General features: G+C 37.9%; 14 protein-coding genes. 7 read left to right on the top strand and 7 right to left on the bottom strand.

Going from position 1 to position 20,605, the window contains the following annotated elements:
• Positions 1-44 precede the first annotated feature (44 nt).
• Positions 45-884, top strand: a complete 840-nt coding sequence (locus BGO88_RS06560) for an OmpA family protein (RefSeq protein WP_056073162.1) — start codon at positions 45-47, stop codon at positions 882-884.
• A gap of 213 nt (positions 885-1,097) precedes the next feature.
• On the opposite strand, the gene BGO88_RS06555 is transcribed toward BGO88_RS06560, so the two are convergent.
• The 3 genes from BGO88_RS06555 to BGO88_RS06545 all read right to left on the bottom strand — a co-directional run bounded on the left by BGO88_RS06555 (position 1,098) and on the right by BGO88_RS06545 (position 5,626).
• Positions 1,098-1,718: an L-threonylcarbamoyladenylate synthase gene (locus BGO88_RS06555; RefSeq protein WP_056073159.1), complete on the bottom strand. Its 621-nt coding sequence runs from the start codon at positions 1,716-1,718 to the stop codon at positions 1,098-1,100.
• A 128-nt stretch (positions 1,719-1,846) separates the two neighbouring features.
• Positions 1,847-4,183 (bottom strand): ATP-dependent helicase, encoded by a 2,337-nt coding sequence (locus tag BGO88_RS06550; protein ID WP_286706356.1) that lies wholly within the window; start codon positions 4,181-4,183, stop codon positions 1,847-1,849.
• 108 nt (positions 4,184-4,291) lie between these two features.
• Positions 4,292-5,626 carry a peptide-N-glycosidase F-related protein gene (locus BGO88_RS06545; protein ID WP_286706355.1) on the bottom strand — a complete coding sequence of 445 codons (1,335 nt, stop codon included), beginning with the start codon at positions 5,624-5,626 and terminating at the stop codon, positions 4,292-4,294.
• Positions 5,627-5,835: 209 nt separating this feature from the next.
• Here BGO88_RS06545 and BGO88_RS06540 point away from each other — a divergent pair, with 209 nt between their 5' ends.
• Positions 5,836-6,357, top strand: coding sequence for a DUF7935 family protein (locus BGO88_RS06540; RefSeq protein ID WP_286706354.1), 522 nt, complete (start codon positions 5,836-5,838; stop codon positions 6,355-6,357).
• Positions 6,358-6,390: 33 nt separating this feature from the next.
• Here the strand turns inward: BGO88_RS06540 and BGO88_RS06535 are convergent, their stop codons facing one another.
• The gene (locus tag BGO88_RS06535) at positions 6,391-7,293 is read right to left on the bottom strand and encodes a patatin-like phospholipase family protein (protein WP_056073150.1); all 903 of its coding nucleotides are present in this window, start codon (positions 7,291-7,293) and stop codon (positions 6,391-6,393) included.
• Between the two features lie 66 nt (positions 7,294-7,359).
• Positions 7,360-9,429, bottom strand: coding sequence for a M1 family metallopeptidase (locus tag BGO88_RS06530; protein ID WP_286706353.1), 2,070 nt, complete (start codon positions 9,427-9,429; stop codon positions 7,360-7,362).
• Between the two features lie 126 nt (positions 9,430-9,555).
• Here BGO88_RS06530 and BGO88_RS06525 point away from each other — a divergent pair, with 126 nt between their 5' ends.
• Both BGO88_RS06525 and BGO88_RS06520 read left to right on the top strand, forming a co-directional pair.
• Positions 9,556-10,059: a hypothetical protein gene (locus tag BGO88_RS06525; RefSeq protein ID WP_286706352.1), complete on the top strand. Its 504-nt coding sequence runs from the start codon at positions 9,556-9,558 to the stop codon at positions 10,057-10,059.
• A 4-nt stretch (positions 10,060-10,063) separates the two neighbouring features.
• Positions 10,064-10,750 carry an aspartyl/asparaginyl beta-hydroxylase domain-containing protein gene (locus BGO88_RS06520; RefSeq protein WP_286706351.1) on the top strand — a complete coding sequence of 229 codons (687 nt, stop codon included), beginning with the start codon at positions 10,064-10,066 and terminating at the stop codon, positions 10,748-10,750.
• 126 nt (positions 10,751-10,876) lie between these two features.
• On the opposite strand, the gene BGO88_RS06515 is transcribed toward BGO88_RS06520, so the two are convergent.
• A complete protein-coding gene (locus BGO88_RS06515; RefSeq protein ID WP_286706350.1) occupies positions 10,877-12,571 on the bottom strand; it encodes a carbamoyltransferase family protein in 1,695 nt (564 codons plus the stop codon).
• Between the two features lie 157 nt (positions 12,572-12,728).
• On the opposite strand from BGO88_RS06515, the gene recG reads away from it, so the two are divergent.
• Both recG and BGO88_RS06505 read left to right on the top strand, forming a co-directional pair.
• The gene (gene recG / locus BGO88_RS06510) at positions 12,729-14,834 is read left to right on the top strand and encodes an ATP-dependent DNA helicase RecG (RefSeq protein WP_286706349.1); all 2,106 of its coding nucleotides are present in this window, start codon (positions 12,729-12,731) and stop codon (positions 14,832-14,834) included.
• Between the two features lie 22 nt (positions 14,835-14,856).
• Complete coding sequence (locus BGO88_RS06505; RefSeq protein ID WP_101472704.1) at positions 14,857-15,723, top strand: bestrophin family protein; 867 nt, start codon at positions 14,857-14,859, stop codon at positions 15,721-15,723.
• Between the two features lie 221 nt (positions 15,724-15,944).
• Here BGO88_RS06505 and BGO88_RS06500 read toward each other — a convergent pair whose 3' ends face one another.
• Entirely contained in the window at positions 15,945-17,888 is a 1,944-nt protein-coding gene (locus tag BGO88_RS06500; protein ID WP_056073127.1) for a KUP/HAK/KT family potassium transporter, read from the bottom strand.
• Positions 17,889-18,126: 238 nt separating this feature from the next.
• On the opposite strand from BGO88_RS06500, the gene pheT reads away from it, so the two are divergent.
• On the top strand, positions 18,127-20,550 hold the full coding sequence (pheT, locus tag BGO88_RS06495; protein ID WP_286706348.1) for a phenylalanine--tRNA ligase subunit beta: 2,424 nt from the start codon (positions 18,127-18,129) through the stop codon (positions 20,548-20,550).
• Positions 20,551-20,605 lie beyond the last annotated feature (55 nt).

Below are 20,605 nucleotides of genomic sequence, written 5' to 3'. Positions count from 1 at the left end.
TATTTTTAATCCTTAAATTTGTTAAAATTTTAAAACCGAAACCTATGAAAAAAGTCATTTTTATACTTTCGATTGCAGCATTCACGCTGACTTCGTGTGGTTCAAAAAAGAAGATTGCTGAATTAGAAGCTAAAAACAAAGAAATTCAAGATTTACTAAACACTGCCACAGTAAAATTGAATACCTGTTTGACAGAGAGAGACGCATTGGCGCATCAAATCGATTTCCTGAAAAAGAACAATTCTGATTTGATCAACAATATGGGTAACCTGACTACCTTATCTTCAAAAGGAGCTGAAAATCTTGAAAAATCATTGGAGAGCCTGAAAGAAAAAGACTTAAAAATTACACGTCTTCAGGATGCCCTAACGAAAAAAGACTCTGTAACATTGGCTTTGGTAACCAGCTTAAAGAGTTCTGTTGGTATCAGTGATCCGGATATTCAGGTTAACGTTGAAAAAGGAGTGGTTTTCATCTCTATTGCAGACAAGCTTCTTTTCAAAAGCGGTAGCTATGTTGTAAGTGACAGGGCCAAAGAAGTATTGGCTAAAGTAGCTAAAGTAGTAAACAGCAAGCCTGATTTTGAATGTATGGTTGAAGGACACACTGATAATGTTCCTTATAAATCAAACGGAGTTTTGCTTGATAACTGGGATTTGAGCGTAAAACGTTCTACATCAATCATCCGTGTATTACAGGAATTGAACGTAAACCCAAAACAATTGATTGCTGCGGGAAGAAGCGAATACATTCCATTAGTTGATAATAATTCAGCTGAAAACAGATCGATCAACAGAAGAACCAGAATTGTGGTATTGCCAAAAATCGACCAGTTCTATGATATGATCGAAAAAGAAATGAAAAATATGACGGCAAAACAATAAGCCATCAGAATAAAGAGTAAATGAAAAAGCAGGCCCAAAAGCCTGCTTTTTATGTATCCCTAATTTTTTTTATTAATAACCAATTAAATATTTAAATTAAGAATAGCATATGGTATAAATCGTTATCACTAGTAGGATTCTTATTAATTGGTACTGCTAATTTAGCAATTATTTATCGCAACAGCCAAAATTTTGAGAAAAAACCCACACAGATTATAAAATATCTATACTTCCTTTCCCTTCTCTGACTACTACAGGTTCGCTTCCGGATAAATCGATTATGGTAGAAGCCTGATTATCGCCATAACCTCCGTCTATTACTACGTCCACAATATTTTGCCATTTCTCAAAAATCAATTCCGGATCGGTGGTATATTCTATCACATCATCATCATCATGAATGGATGTAGACACAATCGGGTTTCCTAACTGTTTTACAATTTCAAGCGCTATCGAATTATCAGGCACACGAATACCTACTGTATTCTTTTTCTTGAATTCCTTTGGAAGATTGTTATTTCCCGGAAGAATAAAAGTATACGGTCCCGGTAATGCCCTTTTCAATAATTTGAATGTAGAAGTATCGATCTGTTTCACATAATCAGAAAGGTTGCTCAAATCATGGCAGACAAATGAGAAATTAGCCTTTTCCAGTTTGATACCTTTGATTTTGGCAATGCGTTCCAATGCTTTCGTATTGGTAATGTCACATCCGAGTCCGTAAACCGTATCCGTTGGATAAATCACCAATCCTCCATCCCGAAGTACTTTGACCACTTTCGCGATTTCTTTTTCATTCGGATTCTGAGGGTATATTTTAATAAACTGAGCCATATGCTGTCATTTTATATTTAAAGTTAGTGATTTGGGGAACTTAAATACTTTGCGAGAAACTATTTCATGCAAAGCCGCAAGGACACAAAGTTTATCTTGAAACAAATAGCTTCGTATCTTATTTAAAGTTACGACAATATGTCAAGTCTTGCAAAACGAAGCAATAATTTCTTAATGCCTCCTACTTCAAATTTGATTTCTGCTTTTTTGTCTGCTCCGGCACCTTCAATATTCAGCACCTGCCCTTTTCCAAAACGTTCGTGCATCACAATATTGCCAACATTCAATTTAGTATCTGATGCTGAACTACCTGAACCTGTTGGCGGATTAGAAGCAACAGGTTTTAACTTTCGAATATTCAGATTAGGTGAAGGTTCGTCGTCATCGTATCTTTTTGGTGGTGTGCCATTAACCGGTTTTGACAACCTCAGCTTTGATTTGTCTACATCACCGAAAATATCCATGTCAATCATCGGCTTGTAACGATAATTGCTTTCTGCAGGGGTTAGATATTCTAAATATTCGCCCGTAATTTCATCTATAAATCGTGATGGCTCAGAATCCATTAATTTTCCCCAGCGATAACGTGACTGGGCATAGGTCAGATAAGCCTGGTGCTCTGCTCTGGTGAGTGCCACATAAAAAAGCCTTCTTTCTTCTTCCAATTCACTTCGTGTGCTGACACTCATAGCGCTTGGAAACAGGTCCTCTTCCATTCCCACAATAAAAACATACGGGAATTCAAGTCCTTTCGCCAGGTGAATGGTCATTAAGGCTACACGGTCATCATCTCCCGTATCTTTATCCAAATCAGTTGCGAGAGCAACATCTTCCAAAAATTCAGACAATGCTCCTCTTGCCCCGTCAACTTCTTTCTGACCTTCAATAAAATCTTTGATACCATTCAGCAATTCTTCAATATTTTCAAGCCTTGCAATACCTTCCGGTGTGCCATCTTTCTTCAGTTCCTGAATCAGTCCGGTCTTTTTGGTTACATGCTCGGCCAGATAAAATGCGTCATGGTTCTGGTCGATGACCTGAAAGCTCTTAATCATTGTGACAAAATCCTGTATCCTTGACTTCGTTCCCGAATTCAATTTAAGATCGATTTTGTCGATATGTTCCATTACTTCAAAAATTGAACGCTTGTAATGATTTGCTGCAATTGTCAGTTTTTCAACAGTCGTATCTCCTATTCCTCTGGCCGGATAATTAATTACACGTACCAATGCCTCTTCGTCCTTTGGATTGATAACCAACCTCAGGTAGCAAAGTACATCCTTGATTTCCTTTCTTTGATAGAAGGACAGCCCTCCATAAATCCTGTAAGGAATATCACGTTTTCTGAGAGCATCTTCCATAGCACGTGACTGCGCATTCGTACGGTACAAAATGGCAAACTGCCCGTTCATCATTTGAAGCTGCATCTTTTTTTCAAAAATCTCACTGGCAACAAATCTTCCTTCTTCACCATCTGTAAGGCTTCGGTGTACTTTTATCCTTGGTCCGTCAGCATTGGCAGTCCAAACCACCTTATCCAGTTTTGTTTTGTTCTTGTCAATAATAGAATTCGCCGCTTCTACAATATTTTTTGAGGAACGGTAATTCTGTTCCAAACGGTAGGTTTTTACTCCGTCATAATCCTTCTGGAAATTTAGGATATTGTTAATATTGGCTCCGCGGAAAGCATAAATACTCTGTGCATCGTCTCCAACAACACAAATATTCTGGAACCTATCTGATAAGGCACGTACAATCAAATATTGAGAATGGTTGGTATCCTGATACTCATCCACCAGAATATAACGAAAACGATCCTGATATTTTGCCAGAACATCCGGAAAACGAGTCAACAATTCATTCGTTTTCAACAGCAGGTCGTCAAAATCCATAGCACCGGCTTTAAAACAACGGTCTACATAATTTTGATAGATTTCACCCAGACGCGGTTTTTTTGACATGGCATCCTGCTCCTGCAATTCCGGATTATTAAAATAAGCCTTGACAGTTATCAAGCTGTTTTTATAAGATGAAATCCGTCCCAATACCTGTTTTGGCTTGTAAACATCTTTATCCAACTGCATTTCCTTGATAATGGCACCTATTAACCTTACGGAATCCTGAGAATCGTAAATCGTAAAGTTAGAAGGATAACCAAGCTTGTCCGCTTCTGAACGTAAAATTCTTGCAAAAACAGAGTGGAAAGTTCCCATCCAAAGGTTCTTTGCCTCACTCGATCCAACAATATCGGCAATACGCTTTTTCATTTCACGTGCTGCCTTGTTCGTAAACGTGAGGGCCAGGATATTAAAAGCATCAACACCCTGATGCATCAGATACGCAATACGAATGGTCAATACTCTTGTCTTCCCAGAACCTGCTCCTGCAATAATAATCATTGGCCCGTCTTTCTGAAGTACAGGCGCCTGTTGGGCTTCATTAAGCTGGCTTATATAATGCTGCATTTTTATTCTTTTTCTCTTGCAAAAATACGCATTTAGATTGTAGAAAAATAATTGGATTTTGGAAGAAAAACAGCAGATTATATCCCAATAATAATTATTCCGTTTTATCTATAGTTTTACGATTTTTTGAGTGGCAATTTCGTTATTCATAAATTCTATCCGAACAAGATAAGTACCTTGAGCAGCCTTTGACAAATCGATCATTTTACCGGTTCCTTTCAAAATTTCTTGTCCCAAAAGGCTAAAAACAGCATAGCCCTTCACCTCCTGATTCGTTTCTATTGCCACCACATTTCTTGTCGGGTTTGGCAAGAGGCTATAGACATTGGACTCAAACTTTTTTATATCAAGAGCCTGTCCTGTTCCCTGCAGGTATAACGAAACGGGGAAGTAACCTTCGCCTCCTACAAAAACAGCATCCGGTACTTCAATCTTAAAAGAATGCTGTCCGGCATTCAGATTACCTACAGAAATCTCCCTGATTGGAATAACAGAACCCGGACACCAGTTACTAAATGACTGCCATTGCTCTGGTGTTTTTGGTGCAGCTCCATAAATGCCGTTACCTTGTGTATTATAAATTCTATAAGGCTCACAAGTAGGTTCTCCGGGACGGTAAGTCAATACCGGAGTGCCGTCAAATGTGATATAATGTAATCTTCTATTGTATTCCTCTCCTCCGCTGTTAGCACCATGATTTGAAGTTATCAGATAAAATTTTGCATCTGTGATAGAATTAGGAAGGTTAAAATTTATTGTCCTAACAGTCTGACCTACAACATCGGTAGCATTTTCATTATAATTATTCAAATTCTTTTTGAAATTCAACGGAAGTAAAAAAGCAGGCAGCGAAGTTGTTGATGTACCCTCTGAAATAAGCTTTAAGGTTCCAAAAAATACATCATTCCTCCCGGAACATCCGGCAACCTGAGTATTTGCAGCATAAGGAACTCCAAAAACTTCCAATTCCATCCAAAAATCACAAGATGCATTTAAACCCGGATCATTTAATATTTGTGACAGATTATTTGCAGAAAAAGTATACGGAACTTCGTCCGGTTGCCTGTTTTTATTCATAAAAGGTGTGATAAACCTGCCTAATTCTATTCGTCTTACGTTATCAGGATTATAACTCACCAATCCTTTTGGAGCCAATACCAGATTCACATTTCCTATACGGTCATAATTATCACATGCCGCCTTAATTGTTACCTCAATAGTCATGGAAGATCCATAAGGCATCTGTAATCCTCCATTAATTCTTTTGGCATACAGATCATTTCTATGTCGAATAACACCATCGGGAGTCGGAAAATTTACGACTGCGGCATACCCGTCATAAAATAAAATCTCATCAAAAACAGTAAGTACATTTTGGGCTTGAACTTTTATTCCGGACAACATCAATAATCCGAAAGTTAAAAACAGTAGATTTTTTTTCATAAATTAATTTATTTTTAAATTCAAGTTATATTATAAAATATAAAAATACAAATATTTAAATAAAAATCAATTTTATAACAATTCAAAATAAAAACTATTTAACTGAACCTCTACGTATCAACTATACACTATCAACTATGCACTATCAACTAATAAATAAATAAACTATACTCAATTTATTCTATTTTTGCTTTCATTAAATAAATTCTATGGACACAACTAAAATAATTGAGCTGTTAAGCTATACATTACCTGCAGTAATAACAGGAGGCGTAGCTTTTTACTTTTTTAAACTACACACAAAAAACGAAGAAGGACGCCGCAGATATTTAATACAAAGAGATGCGCAAAAAAGTGCCCTTCCAATCCGATTACAGGCTTATGAAAGAATGGCCCTGTTTTTAGAAAGAATCAACCCATCCAACCTGTTAATCCGTATTGCACCAAATTCAAGTGACAAAATGGACTATCAAAATCTGGTTGTCATGCATATTGAAAATGAATTTGAACACAATCTTACACAACAGATCTATCTGTCAGACGAGTGCTGGACTATCATCACAACTGCAAAAAATGCCACAATCCAGATGATTCGAAAAGTAGCTTTAAATCCTGAAGTCGATACTGCCAATAAATTACGGGAAGCGGTGTTAAATGAATTGCTGGAAAAACAATCCCCTAGCAACAATGCGTTAGCCTATATAAAAGACGAAGTCGGCGGACTTTGGTAAAAATAAAAAAAGCCTCAAAATTTGAGGCTTTTTTCATATCTGGATCTGGCTCATAGTCTCGCTCTTGTTTTTAGCGTATTCATAGCCCTGATGCCACCAATCGTGCATCAACTTTTTATTAAACACCAATGGATTATCTGTCAACTTAGTGGGCGTATAATAAAAATTGAGCTTGACATTTTTAGCGGCTGCAGCCAACCTTCCAATAATAATATCTTTGCGTTCTACCTGATCAATAATTGTCCCGAACAAATCAATAGTGAGTGAGAATGGATTTTTTCCAATAACTTTTTCTGACGTATTCTGTTCTGTTTCCAATACGATGACATCTATTTCAGTTGCACCACGATTAATTGCTTCCTGTATCGGGATAACATTAGATATTCCACCATCGGCATATTCAAACCTGTTTTTAGTCACAAGACTCATAAACGGAATATAATTGCAGGATATCCAAATCCAATCGCAAAAATCTTCGTAACAGCATTCTAATATGGATTTATACTCCACACAGTTTTTAGTGATATTGGTAACGGCCACAACAATTTCTTTTGAAGAATTTTGTAATTGATCATATTCTTCCTTGGATAGATTGTCTTCAATATAATTTTTCAGGTTCTTGCTTTCACCAAAAGTGCGTTTGCCTTTCATAAACTGCATAATAACATTAAAGTGATTAATTGTAATCACTTCCTGGTTTTTTTTATGCTTAACGATGAAAGGATTAACACTGAAAATTTTATTCATGTCAATATTTGTACACAACTTAAATATTTTGTCTACTCTATTTAAAGCCAAATGCGGAATCAAAAGACTTCCTGCTGACGACCCTATAAATAAATCATAATCAATATTTTTTTCTTTCATGAGATATTGGGCCACGCCACCAGCAAATGCCCCTTTGCTTCCTCCACCCGAAATGACTAATGCTCGCATAAATTCTTCAAATGTTTTCTCTAAAAATAATGTTATTCTGTCAAATTGAGACGAACTTTAACAATCCTATGGATTTAACAATTTTTCCAAAATAGCTTTCTCATTATCCTGCAATGATGACAGAAGTTCTAAATAATACAATCTGTAGCGTTCTTTTTTGGCCAGTTCCCGTATTTTATCTCTTGCAAATTTTGAAAACTGCCATTTGTGGTGTGTCAGCGGATTGACGAGTGCTTTTAAAACATTTGTGTCATTCCCGTTTATATACAAAAGATTGGTAATGGCATTCTGTCGAATTGAACTCTCATAATCAGGTGAAGTATAATCTAAGAGTTCATCATAATAAGCAGGTTTGTGTTCAGGCTCAAAATCTTTTGTTGCCAAAGCCATTGTGAGCCACAGGATTCTAAGATTTTTATCATTCATGCCAATCCAGTTACGGGATTTGTCAAGATATTTGGCACGGTCATCCGGAAACTGTGACCATAAAACATTTAAGGCAATTTCTTTTGTCACATACGATTTGTCATCCAAAAAAGTTTCAAAATCAGGCCTGAATGATTCCGGAAACTGGTTGAGTGTTTTTGCTACAGCCTGCCTTACTTTAATATTGTTTGACTGCATGGCCTGTCTGATAATAGGTTCCTTTTCAGAAAAATCTACAGATTGTAACTGAAAAAGTATTTCTTCCTTTACCGGATAATAGACATCAGATACTATTATTTCCACAAAGACCTGCTGTTTCTCCGCCAAAGGCTTTTCTGCCATTGAAAGTACATTTAAATATTGTTCAATGAATTTATTTTTCTTCAATATTCCTAAAGCTTCTGCTACTTCAAATCCGGATTGTTCAAGCCAAACCTGTTGGAATCTCCTGGTATCATAATTGGAAACGGCATTGATTTCTTCCAAAAAATCGGCAGTATTCACATTTTTAAATGCATATTTTTCAAGGTATTTTTTAACGGCCTTGTTAAAGTTTTTAGCGCCTATATTTTCTCTAAGTACATGCAAAGCCCAGGCTCCTTTTTGATAGAATGTCAGCGAACTTGCTTTTTCATTTAGCAGCGGAATCGTATCATTTTTTGAGGCCTGTTGCAGCCTTTCCGCTATTTCATAAAGCTGCCAGTTAAAATGGTCTTCACCAAACAACTCTCTTTCTGCCAGCAAGGCATAATAGGTCGCAAATCCTTCCTGAAGCCAATGATGTTTTCCGGAAGTGGCCGTAATTAAATCTCCAAACCATTGATGGGCCAGTTCATGGGCATTTACGTTTATGTAATTCCTATCATTATAACCTATTTCATCCACCACATAATCCTCGGAAAAAATAGTCGCTGTGGTATTTTCCATTCCGCCATACAAAAAATCTCTTACAGGAACCTGACGGTAAATTCCCCATGGATATCTGACTCCAATTTCTTTCTCAAGAAAGTCAAAAATAGCCTTGTTGTATCTGTAGGTATATTCAAATTTTGAAGTATCTTCTTTAGAAAGGTACATTTCCAAAGGCGTACCGGAAGCTGCCGTTTCGGTTTGTTTTGCAAATTTTCCAATAGCAAGCATGACCAGATAGGAACTCATGGGCTTTTCCATCTGGTACTCCCATTGCTTTTCATTTCCTTTATCCGACACGCTTTTTAATTTTCCATTAGACAAGACTTCAAAATCTTTGTCGTATGAAATACTCAATCCAAAGACGACTTTTTCATTTACATCGTCAAAACTCGGTAGCCAATGGCTGGTATATTTCCCTTGTCCCTGTGTCCAGATTTGAAGGTGTTCTTTTTCTCCTATGAAATATAGCGTTTGCTTAGGAATGGCTTCATATTCAAATGTCAACGTATTTTTCCCTTTCTTAAAGCCTTTGTAGAGCTGCAATTCTTTACCCGAATTTTTAAATTCCGTAACGGCATTGTTAACCTTCAGATTTGAAAAAGCCATATTCCTGGCATCAATACGGATGGTGTCAATGGCTGAAAGTACTTCAAAAATATAGGTCACTTGTCCCGATATTTTTTTATGGGATGCATCTAAAGCAAGCGTAGCATTTAAGGTTTTAAAATCAACCTTTTGGAACTGCTGTGAAAAAAGACAAGAAGGAACAAGAAGGAAAGTATATAATAATCGTCTCATTTTAAAAATATCTTGATTTCAAAGTTACGAAGGTTTCAGAAACAATTGCTGTTCCTTTCTGAAGAACTTTTTTGATTCGGATTGCGATGGATTTGCTATATTGTATCGCGAAAACCTATCATAATTATGGTTGATAAAAATCCTGATTTGCAAAAAACGGTTCAATTCCTGGAGGGAATTGGTATACCGGTTACTGAAAAAAAACTGGATGACAGTACTTTCCTTCCCGGATTGGCTTTGGGGCCCGGAGTTATCTATGTGGATTATGAAAAGCTAAAATATCCCGGCGACCTGTTACATGAAGCAGGGCATTTGGCCGTTACAACTCCGGCAGAAAGAAATGTTGCAGGAACGGAACAAATGGCCCCGGAATGGCCCACACAGGGAGAAGAAATTGCGGCCATGCTTTGGTCATATGCCGCTGTAAAACATATAGAACTGCCTGTAGAATTTATATTTCATCCTAATGGCTATAAGGATAATTCTGAGTGGCTGATTTCTAATTTCGACAGTGAGAATTATATCGGATTGCCATTGCTGGAATGGGCAGGTTTGGCTTATGGAAAAGAACGTGCCCTGAAAGAAGGAAAGCAGGCTTTTCCTGTAATGACAAAATGGTTAAGAGAATAGCACCATGGAAAATTTAGTACGCTCCATAAAATTCCCATTGTTTTTTGATACCGAAAGGCTTAAAAACGACCTTAGTAAAATTATTGATAAAAATTGGACGGCCCATTATAATGCCAGGGATTATACAGGCGAATGGACTTCCATAGCCCTAATGTCTGAAAATGGAAAATCAGACCAGATTTATGCCTCGCCCGTTTCTGAAAAACTGGTACCTACCGAAATTTTAAATTCCTGTACCTATTTCCAGGAAATCCTTAATAGTTTACTATTTGAAAAAACAGCTGTTCGTTTATTACGACTGGCTGTGGGTGCCGAAGTGAAACCACATAGTGACAACTGCCTTGGTTATGAAGATGGGTGTTTCCGACTGCATATCCCGGTAATTACCAACAGCGAAGTCGAATTTATTTTGGATGGAAACCGGCTAGTGATGAACGAAGGCGAATGCTGGTATATTGACGCTAATTTTACACATTCTGTTGCCAATCGCGGTAAGGAAGACCGCATTCATTTAGTTATTGACGGGTTAAGAAATGCATGGACGGACGAATTATTTTTCAAAGAAGCCAAACCTGACGGATTTGTAAAACCGGAAGCCACCATAAGTGACGAACAAAAAAGACTGATGATAGCCGAACTGCAACGCATGAATACGCCTGCCGCCTTAGAACTATTAAAAACTCTGGAATAAGCTAACAGAAAGAAAGAAAGAAAGAAAGAAAGAAAGAAAGAAAGAACTATCCCACTTCTCCATCTTTGCGACTCTGCGCCTTTGCGAGAGAAAATTGCACGCAAAGGCGCTGAGTCGCTAAGCTAATTATTTTTCGACCACCGTATTTTCCATAACCAGCACATCAAGGTCTGTTATTCCAAACAAATAGAGTGCTTCTTCTGGCGTTTCAACTATAGGCATCCCTTTCTTATTCAGGCTGGTATTAAGCAAAACGGCAATACCTGTCTTCTTATAAAAGGCTTCTATAAGCTTGGCAAACCTGGGATTCCAGCTTTCTTCTACGGTTTGTACCCGGGCCGAACCATCTTCATGCGTGACATTTTTTAATTCTTTATAATGTATTTCACGCGTTCTGTCAACCAGAATCATATACGGACTATAACGTGCCGATTCAAAATATTCACCAACTTTAGATTTCAATACGGCCGGTGCAAAAGGGCGAAAATCTTCCCGAAACTTAATATCCAGATTAATATGGTCTTTCATTTTTTCAATACCGGGATGTGCCAGAATACTCCTCCTCCCTAAAGCTCTTGGCCCAAACTCTGAACCGGATTGAAACCAGGCTATGGTTTTACCTTCTTTTAGTTTTGCTGCGCAATAATCCAACAACTCCTCTTCATTGGTTATTCTTTTCGGGATATATTTTTTGTTTTCTTCTTTTTGGAATGCAGCATCAATTTCTGCTTCAGAATATGGCCTCCCAAAACAGGTGCTGCCATCATGAGGCATTTTTGGCATTTTCAGATATTCCAACCAGCCATAATAAGCACAACCCAAAGCCAGACCATTATCTCCTGCAGCAGGCTCAAAATAAATTTCGTGGACAATCCCGGAATCCTGCAGTTTTGCATTGGCCACGGCATTAAGTGCTACACCTCCGGTATAGCAAAGATTGGAATGGGGAAACTTTTCCAACCGGTTATGGATGCACTGCAATACAGCCTTTTCTACCTGTTCCTGTGCCCAGCGTGCAATGTTGGCATAGTATTCAAAATGTTCTTTAAAATATTCATATCCGGTTGACGGATTATCAAATTTTTTCTTCCAATCTTCCTTAACAAATAAATTTCCCGATTGAAATTCAAAAGCCTCAAAATCATATATGCCGGATTTTCCATACGGAGCCAATCCCATTAATTTGCCTACATCATCCATGTCGCCAAAAACATAATTGCTAACACTGGCATAAAAACCGCCTATTGAATGTTGGGTCGTAGGTAGTGAAAAGTTGCCTGATTGACTAGACATCAAACTGAAATCCTTAACCAGAGGCATTAGCTTTTGTCCATCAAAATGATAAAAGCTATCTTTTTCACAAAGCATCCTTACCTCATTTAAATATTCAGGAGCAATGTATTTCTCCTGCTCGGGATGCAACTTTAAAAACTGCTCAAGCGGGCTTCCACAACCATCAATTACCATCACATTGCATTTCGAAAAAGGAGAAGTTCCTACCGCGCTGTAGGCATGGGCTAAATGATGAGAAATATCTATAATCTCGATTTTTTCATGACCTGAAAAAATCCGCTCTCCTTTAAAATAATTCCGGTTCGGGATGTCAAAATTGGCACATTGAACCACAAGGGTAAGGTCATCTAGTCCTATTCCTTCAGCATCCAGACAATATTGTATTGCCAGCGTGTCATTACCTCCATCATGCTTTTTGCGACTCAAACGTTCTTTTTCGATACCTACACAAACACGCCCGTCTTTGAGTAAAACTGCCGAACCGTTATGTGAAAGACCTGTTCCCAGGATATATATAGGTTTTGCCATAATTTTGATTCCTATTTCTAAATTTCAAATATATCATTTTCTTTAGCCAAAATCTTACTTTCATAAATCAAAACCGCAATTGAGGAATCTGTTTTCCAATCAAAATACCATTTTATAGTTTTCAATTAATGGCTTATATTCGTGTTTTCATATAGCAATGCAAAACAATTTATTAGAAACCCCTATTGAATATCTAAAAGGCGTCGGGCCAGCCCGCGGCGAATTGCTTCGCAAAGAATTAGGCATTCACAAATATGGAGACCTGATAAATTTATTCCCAAACCGATATATTGACCGCACACGTTATTACAAAATAAACGAACTGCAGAATACCAATGCTGAAGTCCAGATCATTGGAAAGATTATCCACATCAAAACCGTTGAGCAAAAAAAAGGAAAACGCCTTGTTGCTACTTTTGTTGACGAAACGGGAGAAATGGAACTGGTTTGGTTTCAGGGACAAAAATGGATACGTGAAAATTTAAAGCTGAATACCGTATATGTTATTTTTGGGAAATGCACTTCATTCAATGGCCAATTCAATATGGCACATCCCGAAATGGAACTACTTGCAGAACACGAGCAAAACCTTCGTTCTGCCATGCAACCCGTTTATCCTTCTACGGAGAAACTGACCCAGAGAGGAATTTCAAACCGCACGATTAATAAAATCATGCAGCAGCTTTTTATTGAAACACAAGCCGCTTTTAAGGAACCACTGCCTAATTATCTTCTGGAAGAATTAAAGCTGATACCGAAAAACGCTGCGCTATTCAACATCCATTTCCCTAAAAGCCCTGACTTACTGGCCAAAGCACAATTCCGGTTAAAATTTGAAGAATTGTTTTTTATACAACTGCAGCTCATTACAAAAAATCTGATTCGAAAGAACAAGATCAAAGGGCATCCTTTTGAAAAAGTAGGCATCTATTTTAATGATTTCTATAACAATCATTTACCTTTTGACCTGACTAATGCCCAAAAAAGAGTACTGAAAGAAATCCGGAACGATATGGGAAATCCCGCACAGATGAACCGTTTGCTGCAAGGCGACGTAGGCTCCGGAAAAACTATTGTGGCTTTGATGAGCATGTTATTGGCACTCGACAATGGGTTTCAGGCCTGTCTTATGGCACCTACAGAAATTCTGGCAAACCAGCATTTTAACGGATTGGTAGAATTGGCTAAACCTTTGAATATAAATATAAAATTACTGACAGGTTCCACTAAAACTTCAGATAGAAAAATCATTCATGAAGAACTGGAAAATGGCAGCCTGCACATCCTTATTGGCACTCATGCCCTGTTAGAAGACAAAGTGAAATTCCATAATTTAGGTCTTGCTATTATTGACGAGCAGCATCGTTTTGGAGTAGAACAACGTTCCAAACTTTGGAAAAAGAACGAAATTCCTCCTCACGTTCTGGTCATGACGGCAACACCAATTCCAAGAACATTGGCCATGAGTTTATATGGCGACCTTGATATTTCTGTAATCGATGAACTCCCACCGGGAAGAAAACCCATTCAAACCGTACACCGCTATGACTCCAGCCGATTAAAAGTCTGGAAATTCATCCGGGACGAAATAGAAAAAGGAAGGCAGATTTATATCGTTTATCCCCTGATTCAGGAATCTGAAAGCATGGATTATAAAGACCTTATGGATGGTTACGAAAGTATTTCAAGAGATTTTCCTTTGCCAAAATACAGCGTGAGCATTGTACACGGAAAAATGAAACCGGCCGATAAGGACTCCGAAATGCAACGCTTTTCGCAAGGCAAAACCAATATTATGGTAGCCACAACTGTTATTGAAGTCGGGGTGAATGTCCCAAACGCCAGTGTTATGATTATTGAAAGTGCCGAACGCTTTGGCTTGTCACAATTGCACCAGCTTCGCGGACGCGTAGGTCGTGGTGCGGAACAAAGCTATTGCATACTGATGACAGGACACAAATTAAGCAATGACAGTAAAATTCGCATGGAAACGATGACAAAAACCAATGACGGATTTGAAATAGCCGAAGTTGATTTAAAACTTCGTGGCCCGGGCGATATTATGGGAACCCAGCAAAGCGGTGTATTGAACCTGCAAATAGCTGATTTGGTAAAAGACCGGGAAATCCTGCAACTGGCCAGACATTGTGCCGTTAAGTTATTAAAAGAAGATGCACCAATGGTAAAACCGGAACATCAGAACCTGCGTCAGGCTTTTATCGAAATGTCAAAAAAGAAGAATATTTGGAACTATATCAGTTAAGAACCCTTAAACCTCAAAATACATGATTTCATACAACCCTAAAGAATGGCTTTCGTTTATCTTCTACTTTCATAAGGGCGATACTTTCCGGAAGCTTTTCTGGATAATGATTCTTATCGCCCTCTATTCAGCCGGAATTGCCTATCTGGAATTGGAGTACTGGAAGCTGTCTGCCAATAGCCTTGTGAAAAACATAACGGTAATGCACAACATGCTCGGGTTTGTCATCTCCCTTTTATTGGTTTTCAGAACCAATACCGCTTATGACCGCTGGTGGGAAGGCAGAAAAATGTGGGGCGCATTGGTTAACAACAGCCGTAATCTGGCTATAAAGCTGTCCGTAATGCTGACGGATAAAGAAGACAAAGAGTTCTTCAAGAAAATCATCCCTGCCTATGCTTCTGTACTGAATCTGCATTTAAAGATGGAAAGTATCAGCCACGAACTTTTTGACGATAAAACCTTATCACAAGACCACTACAAACACAAGCCTAACCAGATAGCCAAAACAATGATACAGCGCATCAACGAAATGTATAAGGATGGGAAAATTACCGGCGACCAGCTCATTGTCCTGAATGCCGAAATACAATCTTTTACTGATATCTGTGGTGCTTGCGAAAGAATCAAAAACACTCCTATTCCCTATTCCTACAGTGCCTTTATTAAAAAATTCATCTTTACGTATGTACTGACATTACCTTTTGGCTATGTTTTCCAATTGGGCTACTATGTCATTCCTGTAGTTGTTTTTATCTTTTATGTACTGGCGAGTTTGGAGCTTATTGCAGAAGAAATTGAAGACCCTTTCGGAAATGACCCGAATGACCTGCCAACACAGAAGATTTCTGAAAACATTCAAAAAAATGTGGAGGAATTGATTTATTGATTATTGCCACTATTGGGACTCCGGATCTTTGTGTAAAAATGTTGCTCGCAAAGGCGCAGTGTCGCTAAGAAAGTAATTGAAGTGAATATTCTTTTTTATCTTCTTTTTGATGATAACTCTTTAAATCTGTGTCATCCTTTTAATCTGCGGCTAAAAATTCCGGTTTATTAGTATAAAAAAGTCGAAGCAATGCTTCGACTTTTTATTTATTTCTATCAAGATTAATCAACCCTTGTCAGGCAAATTTCTCTAGGAGCCGTAATCAATAACGGGAACGACTCAATAGTTACGGAACTGGAATCGAGACCAAATGCTTTCTCTTCTGAAAGTCCCATTTTCTTCAGGATGTTATAGCAGTCCAAAATCCATTTTTCATAGAATGGCAAATCGTTATCATAAGAAATAAATTTCTCTATCAATATAAACCTAAAGTCGCCAATGATATTGTTTTTATTTAACGAAGCATAACGGCTGGTTACGTCTACTTCCTTATTTTTCACCATGTCCTCTACTACCTTTTTAAACATCAGGCTGATTCTTGGTGCCACACGGAAACCAAGCCTGAAATCAATACGAATTACATCATCGTGAATAAATTCATTTACACGATATTCCATTGTATACGGCTCATCAACAACATGAACATGGACAAACCAATAAATATCGGCACGTTTTGGCTGTTTGTTCAAAATCGAATACATGATTTTCGATTCAATTTCAGTCCTGTGGTCAGCGCTTGTCAGATAAACCAGGTTCGTAGCATATTTTGGCACGCTCAAATCTTTGCTCAAATCTTCCAGAACCGGCAGGTAATCTGACAGCTTAACGAACACCAGGTATCGGTTTCTGATTTTTCTGGCAAAGTACCAGACAAACATTGTTGCCATAAGCATCATTGCAATAAGCAATGTGATATAACCTCCATCTGAGAATTTATGAAGATTGGCAATCAGGAATGAAATTTCTATAACGGCATAGGTCGTAATCAACACCGCAATAAAAATCTTATTGTATCTTTTTAGAATCAGGTAGTAATTCAAAAGCGAAGTTGTCATCAACATCGTCATTACAATTGCCAGACCATAAGCGGCCTCCATACCTGAAGATTCCTTAAAATATAAAACTACCAGAACACACCCAATCCATAACATCCAGTTTAATGATGGAATATATAACTGTCCTTTTAGTTCCGTAGGATATTTGATTTTTACTTTTGGCCAGAAATTTAAACGAATGGCTTCGTTAATCAATGTAAATGAACCGCTGATCATAGCCTGGCTGGCAACAACAGCAGCCAAAGTCGCAATTCCAATTCCGAAAGGCAGAAACCAATCCGGCATAATGGCATAAAACGGATTCGTTACTCCGGCCTCTTTCAGGGTTTTCCCTTCATGTGAAATCAGCCATGCTCCCTGTCCGAAATAATTGAGCAAAAGCATACTTTTTACAAAAATCCAGCTTACACGAATGTTTTCTTTTCCGCAATGTCCTAAATCAGAATACAAGGCTTCTGCTCCTGTCGTACATAAAAACACAGCGCCTAAAATCAGGAATCCCTGCTTATGGTTCATCAAAAGTTCATAAGCATGATAAGGGTTAAAAGCCGAAAGGACATTGATGTTTGTACTCAATTGGATTCCTCCCAGAATTCCGAGCATCGAGAACCAGGTAAACATAATTGGTCCGAAAAATTTACCAATAAGTTTGGTTCCGAATTGCTGTAAACCGAAAAGAATGGTGATAATAGCAATAACAATAGGAATAGTAGGAATGTCGGGATTGATTACCCTAAGACCTTCAATTGCCGAAGAAACTGAAATCGGCGGTGTAATAATGCCATCGGCCAAAAGCGTACTTCCTCCTATAATAGCCGGAAAAAGCAGCCACTTTACTTTCGTTTTTCTGATTAAGGTATATAAAGAAAAAATTCCACCCTCGCCCTTGTTATCAGCCCGAAGTGTTATAATTACATATTTTACGGTAGTCTGTAATGTCAGTGTCCAAAATATGGCCGAAATGGCACCTACGATATCTCTGGAATTAATGGGATCGCTCCCAACTATCGCATTTAAAACGTACAACGGAGAAGTTCCGATGTCACCAAAAATAATCCCTAAAGTAACTAATAATCCGGCAGCAGATAATTTGTGAATATGTTTTCCCACGGAAAGTCAATTTAAAAGAGACAAAATTACAAATAATTACCATATCCAAATTAAAATCAGGCAGGTATTATTTTAACAAAATTTTTAGAAGTATGAAACATTGTATTTTCCTGTCCGATATTGTTCGGTTTCCAATAATTTTAAGACATTTTTCTTTAATTTAGAAGCCTTAAAATTCTTTGAAAAATCAAAAAAACCTATCTTTGCAACCTTACAAAAAATAATACCAAAAACAACAATGAAAATTTCATATAACTGGCTTAAGCAATTTATCAAAACAGATTTAAAATCTGATGAGACCGCATCACTCCTAACCGATTTGGGATTGGAAGTAGAAGGTATTGAAAAATACCAGTCTGTAAAAGGCGGTTTGGAGGGTATTGTTGTAGGCCATGTCCTGACGTGCGTTCAGCATCCAAATGCCGACCGTCTGAAAGTAACTACGGTAGACCTTGGAACCGGTAGCCCGGTGCAGATTGTTTGTGGCGCATCCAATATAGCTGCCGGACAAAAAGTGCCTGTAGCTACTATAGGAACTACACTATATGACAAAGATGGAAATTCATTCCAAATTAAAAAGGGAAAAATCAGAGACCAGGAAAGCCACGGTATGATTTGCGCAGAAGATGAATTAGGCCTGGGAACCAGTCATGACGGAATTATGATTCTTGACGACAAATATGCTCCGGGAACACCAGCATCAAAAGTTTTCAGTATTGAAAATGACGAAGTATTTGAAATAGGACTGACTCCTAACCGAGCCGATGCAATGAGCCATCTTGGAGTAGCCAGAGATTTAAGAGCCGGTATGCTCCAGACCAATGCACATACTGAATTGATTACGCCTTCTGTCAGCAACTTCAGGGTTGACAAAAGGACGTTAAAGATGGATATCAAAGTCGAAGATGCAAAACTGGCACCAAGATATTGCGGTGTGACAATTTCCGGAATCGTCGTAAAACAATCACCGGAATGGCTGCAAAACCGACTAAAGGCTATTGGATTGACTCCAAAAAATAATATCGTGGATGTTACCAATTATGTAATGCATGAATTGGGACAGCCTTTGCATGCTTTTGATGCTGCCAAAATAAAAGGTAATAAAGTAATCGTAAAAACAGTAGCTGCCGGAACAAAATTCACAACTCTTGATGATGTTGAAAGAACACTTCATGAAGAAGACCTGATGATTTGTGATGAAAATGGGCCAATGTGTATAGCAGGTGTTTTTGGTGGTAAAAACTCAGGGGTTTCAGAAAACACAACTTCTATTTTCCTGGAAAGTGCTTACTTCAATCCGGTTTGTATCAGAAAATCTGCCAAAAGACACGGATTGAATACCGATGCTTCTTTCCGTTTTGAAAGAGGTATTGACCCAACCATTACCGAATATGCGTTAAAGCGTGCGGCATTATTGATTCAGGAAGTAGCCGGAGGCGAAATTACTTCTGACATTATTGATATCTATCCAAAAAAGATCGAAGATTTCCCTGTATTCCTGAATTTTGCAAAAGCAACAAAAATTATCGGGCAGGAAATATCTAAAGAAACCATTAAGAAGATTTTGGTTTCGCTTGACATAAAAGTAAATAGCGTATCGGATGCGGGATTAGGTCTGATTATACCTTCCTATCGCGTTGACGTGCAACGTGAAATTGACGTGATTGAAGAAATACTAAGAGTTTACGGCTATAATAATATCAACTTCACTAAAAAATTCAACGCTACCGTTTCCAATGCGGCAAGAACAGAAGATTATAAGGTGCAGAATATTATCGCTACCCAATTGAATTCACAGGGATTCAATGAAATGATGGCCAATTCGCTTACTTCACCGGAATATGTAAAACTATCTGAAATGCTTCGCGATGAATTCAACGTATTAATCATGAATCCGTTGAGCAATGATTTGTCGGCAATGAGACAGTCGTTACTATTCTCCGGATTAGAAGCTGTTTCTTATAACATTAACCGAAAAAATTCAGACTTAAAATTGTTTGAATTCGGGAAATCCTATCACAAACTACCTTCCGGATATACCGAAAACAAACACCTTACCCTGTTTACGACCGGAAATCGTTTGGGAGAAAGCTGGAATACGCCTCAAAAACCTTCGGATTTCTTCTTATTCAAAGGTTATGTAATGGGAATCCTGTCAAGACTGGGGATTGAAAAAACAAATAACAAGCCGGTTGAATCTGACGTATTTGCAGAAGGAATTGCCATTGCTGTTGGAAACGATATCATTGTGGAGTTAGGAACAGTAAAAAAATCGGTTCTTAAACATTTTGACATCAAGCAGGAAGTTTTGTTTGCCGACTTTAACTGGAATTCAATCTTGAAATTGATTTCAAACAAAATTAAGTTTACCGATATTCCTAAATATCCTGAGGTAAGGAGAGATTTGGCGCTTTTGGTTGACCAGAATGTAGCATTTGATTCTATTTACACTGTTGCACGCCAGACTGAAAAATCTTTACTCAAAGACATCAATCTGTTTGACGTATATGAAGGCAAAAACCTTCCTGAAGGTAAAAAATCCTATGCGGTTAGCTTTATTATTCAGGATAGTTCAAAAACCCTTACAGATGCCCAGATTGACAAGATTATGGGCAAATTAAAGAACAATCTCGAAACAGAGCTTGGAGCTGTTCTTCGTTAAGACTTATTTTATAAAATAAAAAAATCCCGATTGTATCGGGATTTTTCATTTATAA

It is taken from the genome of Flavobacterium sp. 38-13, from assembly GCF_001899155.1.
Classification (GTDB): domain Bacteria; phylum Bacteroidota; class Bacteroidia; order Flavobacteriales; family Flavobacteriaceae; genus Flavobacterium; species Flavobacterium lindanitolerans.
This window is presented reverse-complemented; position numbering and strand designations above follow the sequence as displayed.

Bases quoted from the DNA above. Each gene is read 5' to 3' on its own strand.
- BGO88_RS06560 (WP_056073162.1), top strand. From the start codon at position 45: ATGAAAAAAGTCATTTTTATACTTTCGATTGCAGCATTCACGCTGACT.
- BGO88_RS06555 (WP_056073159.1), bottom strand. From the start codon at position 1,718: ATGGCTCAGTTTATTAAAATATACCCTCAGAATCCGAATGAAAAAGAA.
- BGO88_RS06550 (WP_286706356.1), bottom strand. From the start codon at position 4,183: ATGCAGCATTATATAAGCCAGCTTAATGAAGCCCAACAGGCGCCTGTA.
- BGO88_RS06545 (WP_286706355.1), bottom strand. From the start codon at position 5,626: ATGAAAAAAAATCTACTGTTTTTAACTTTCGGATTATTGATGTTGTCC.
- BGO88_RS06540 (WP_286706354.1), top strand. From the start codon at position 5,836: ATGGACACAACTAAAATAATTGAGCTGTTAAGCTATACATTACCTGCA.
- BGO88_RS06535 (WP_056073150.1), bottom strand. From the start codon at position 7,293: ATGCGAGCATTAGTCATTTCGGGTGGAGGAAGCAAAGGGGCATTTGCT.
- BGO88_RS06530 (WP_286706353.1), bottom strand. From the start codon at position 9,429: ATGAGACGATTATTATATACTTTCCTTCTTGTTCCTTCTTGTCTTTTT.
- BGO88_RS06525 (WP_286706352.1), top strand. From the start codon at position 9,556: ATGGTTGATAAAAATCCTGATTTGCAAAAAACGGTTCAATTCCTGGAG.
- BGO88_RS06520 (WP_286706351.1), top strand. From the start codon at position 10,064: ATGGAAAATTTAGTACGCTCCATAAAATTCCCATTGTTTTTTGATACC.
- BGO88_RS06515 (WP_286706350.1), bottom strand. From the start codon at position 12,571: ATGGCAAAACCTATATATATCCTGGGAACAGGTCTTTCACATAACGGT.
- recG (WP_286706349.1), top strand. From the start codon at position 12,729: ATGCAAAACAATTTATTAGAAACCCCTATTGAATATCTAAAAGGCGTC.
- BGO88_RS06505 (WP_101472704.1), top strand. From the start codon at position 14,857: ATGATTTCATACAACCCTAAAGAATGGCTTTCGTTTATCTTCTACTTT.
- pheT (WP_286706348.1), top strand. From the start codon at position 18,127: ATGAAAATTTCATATAACTGGCTTAAGCAATTTATCAAAACAGATTTA.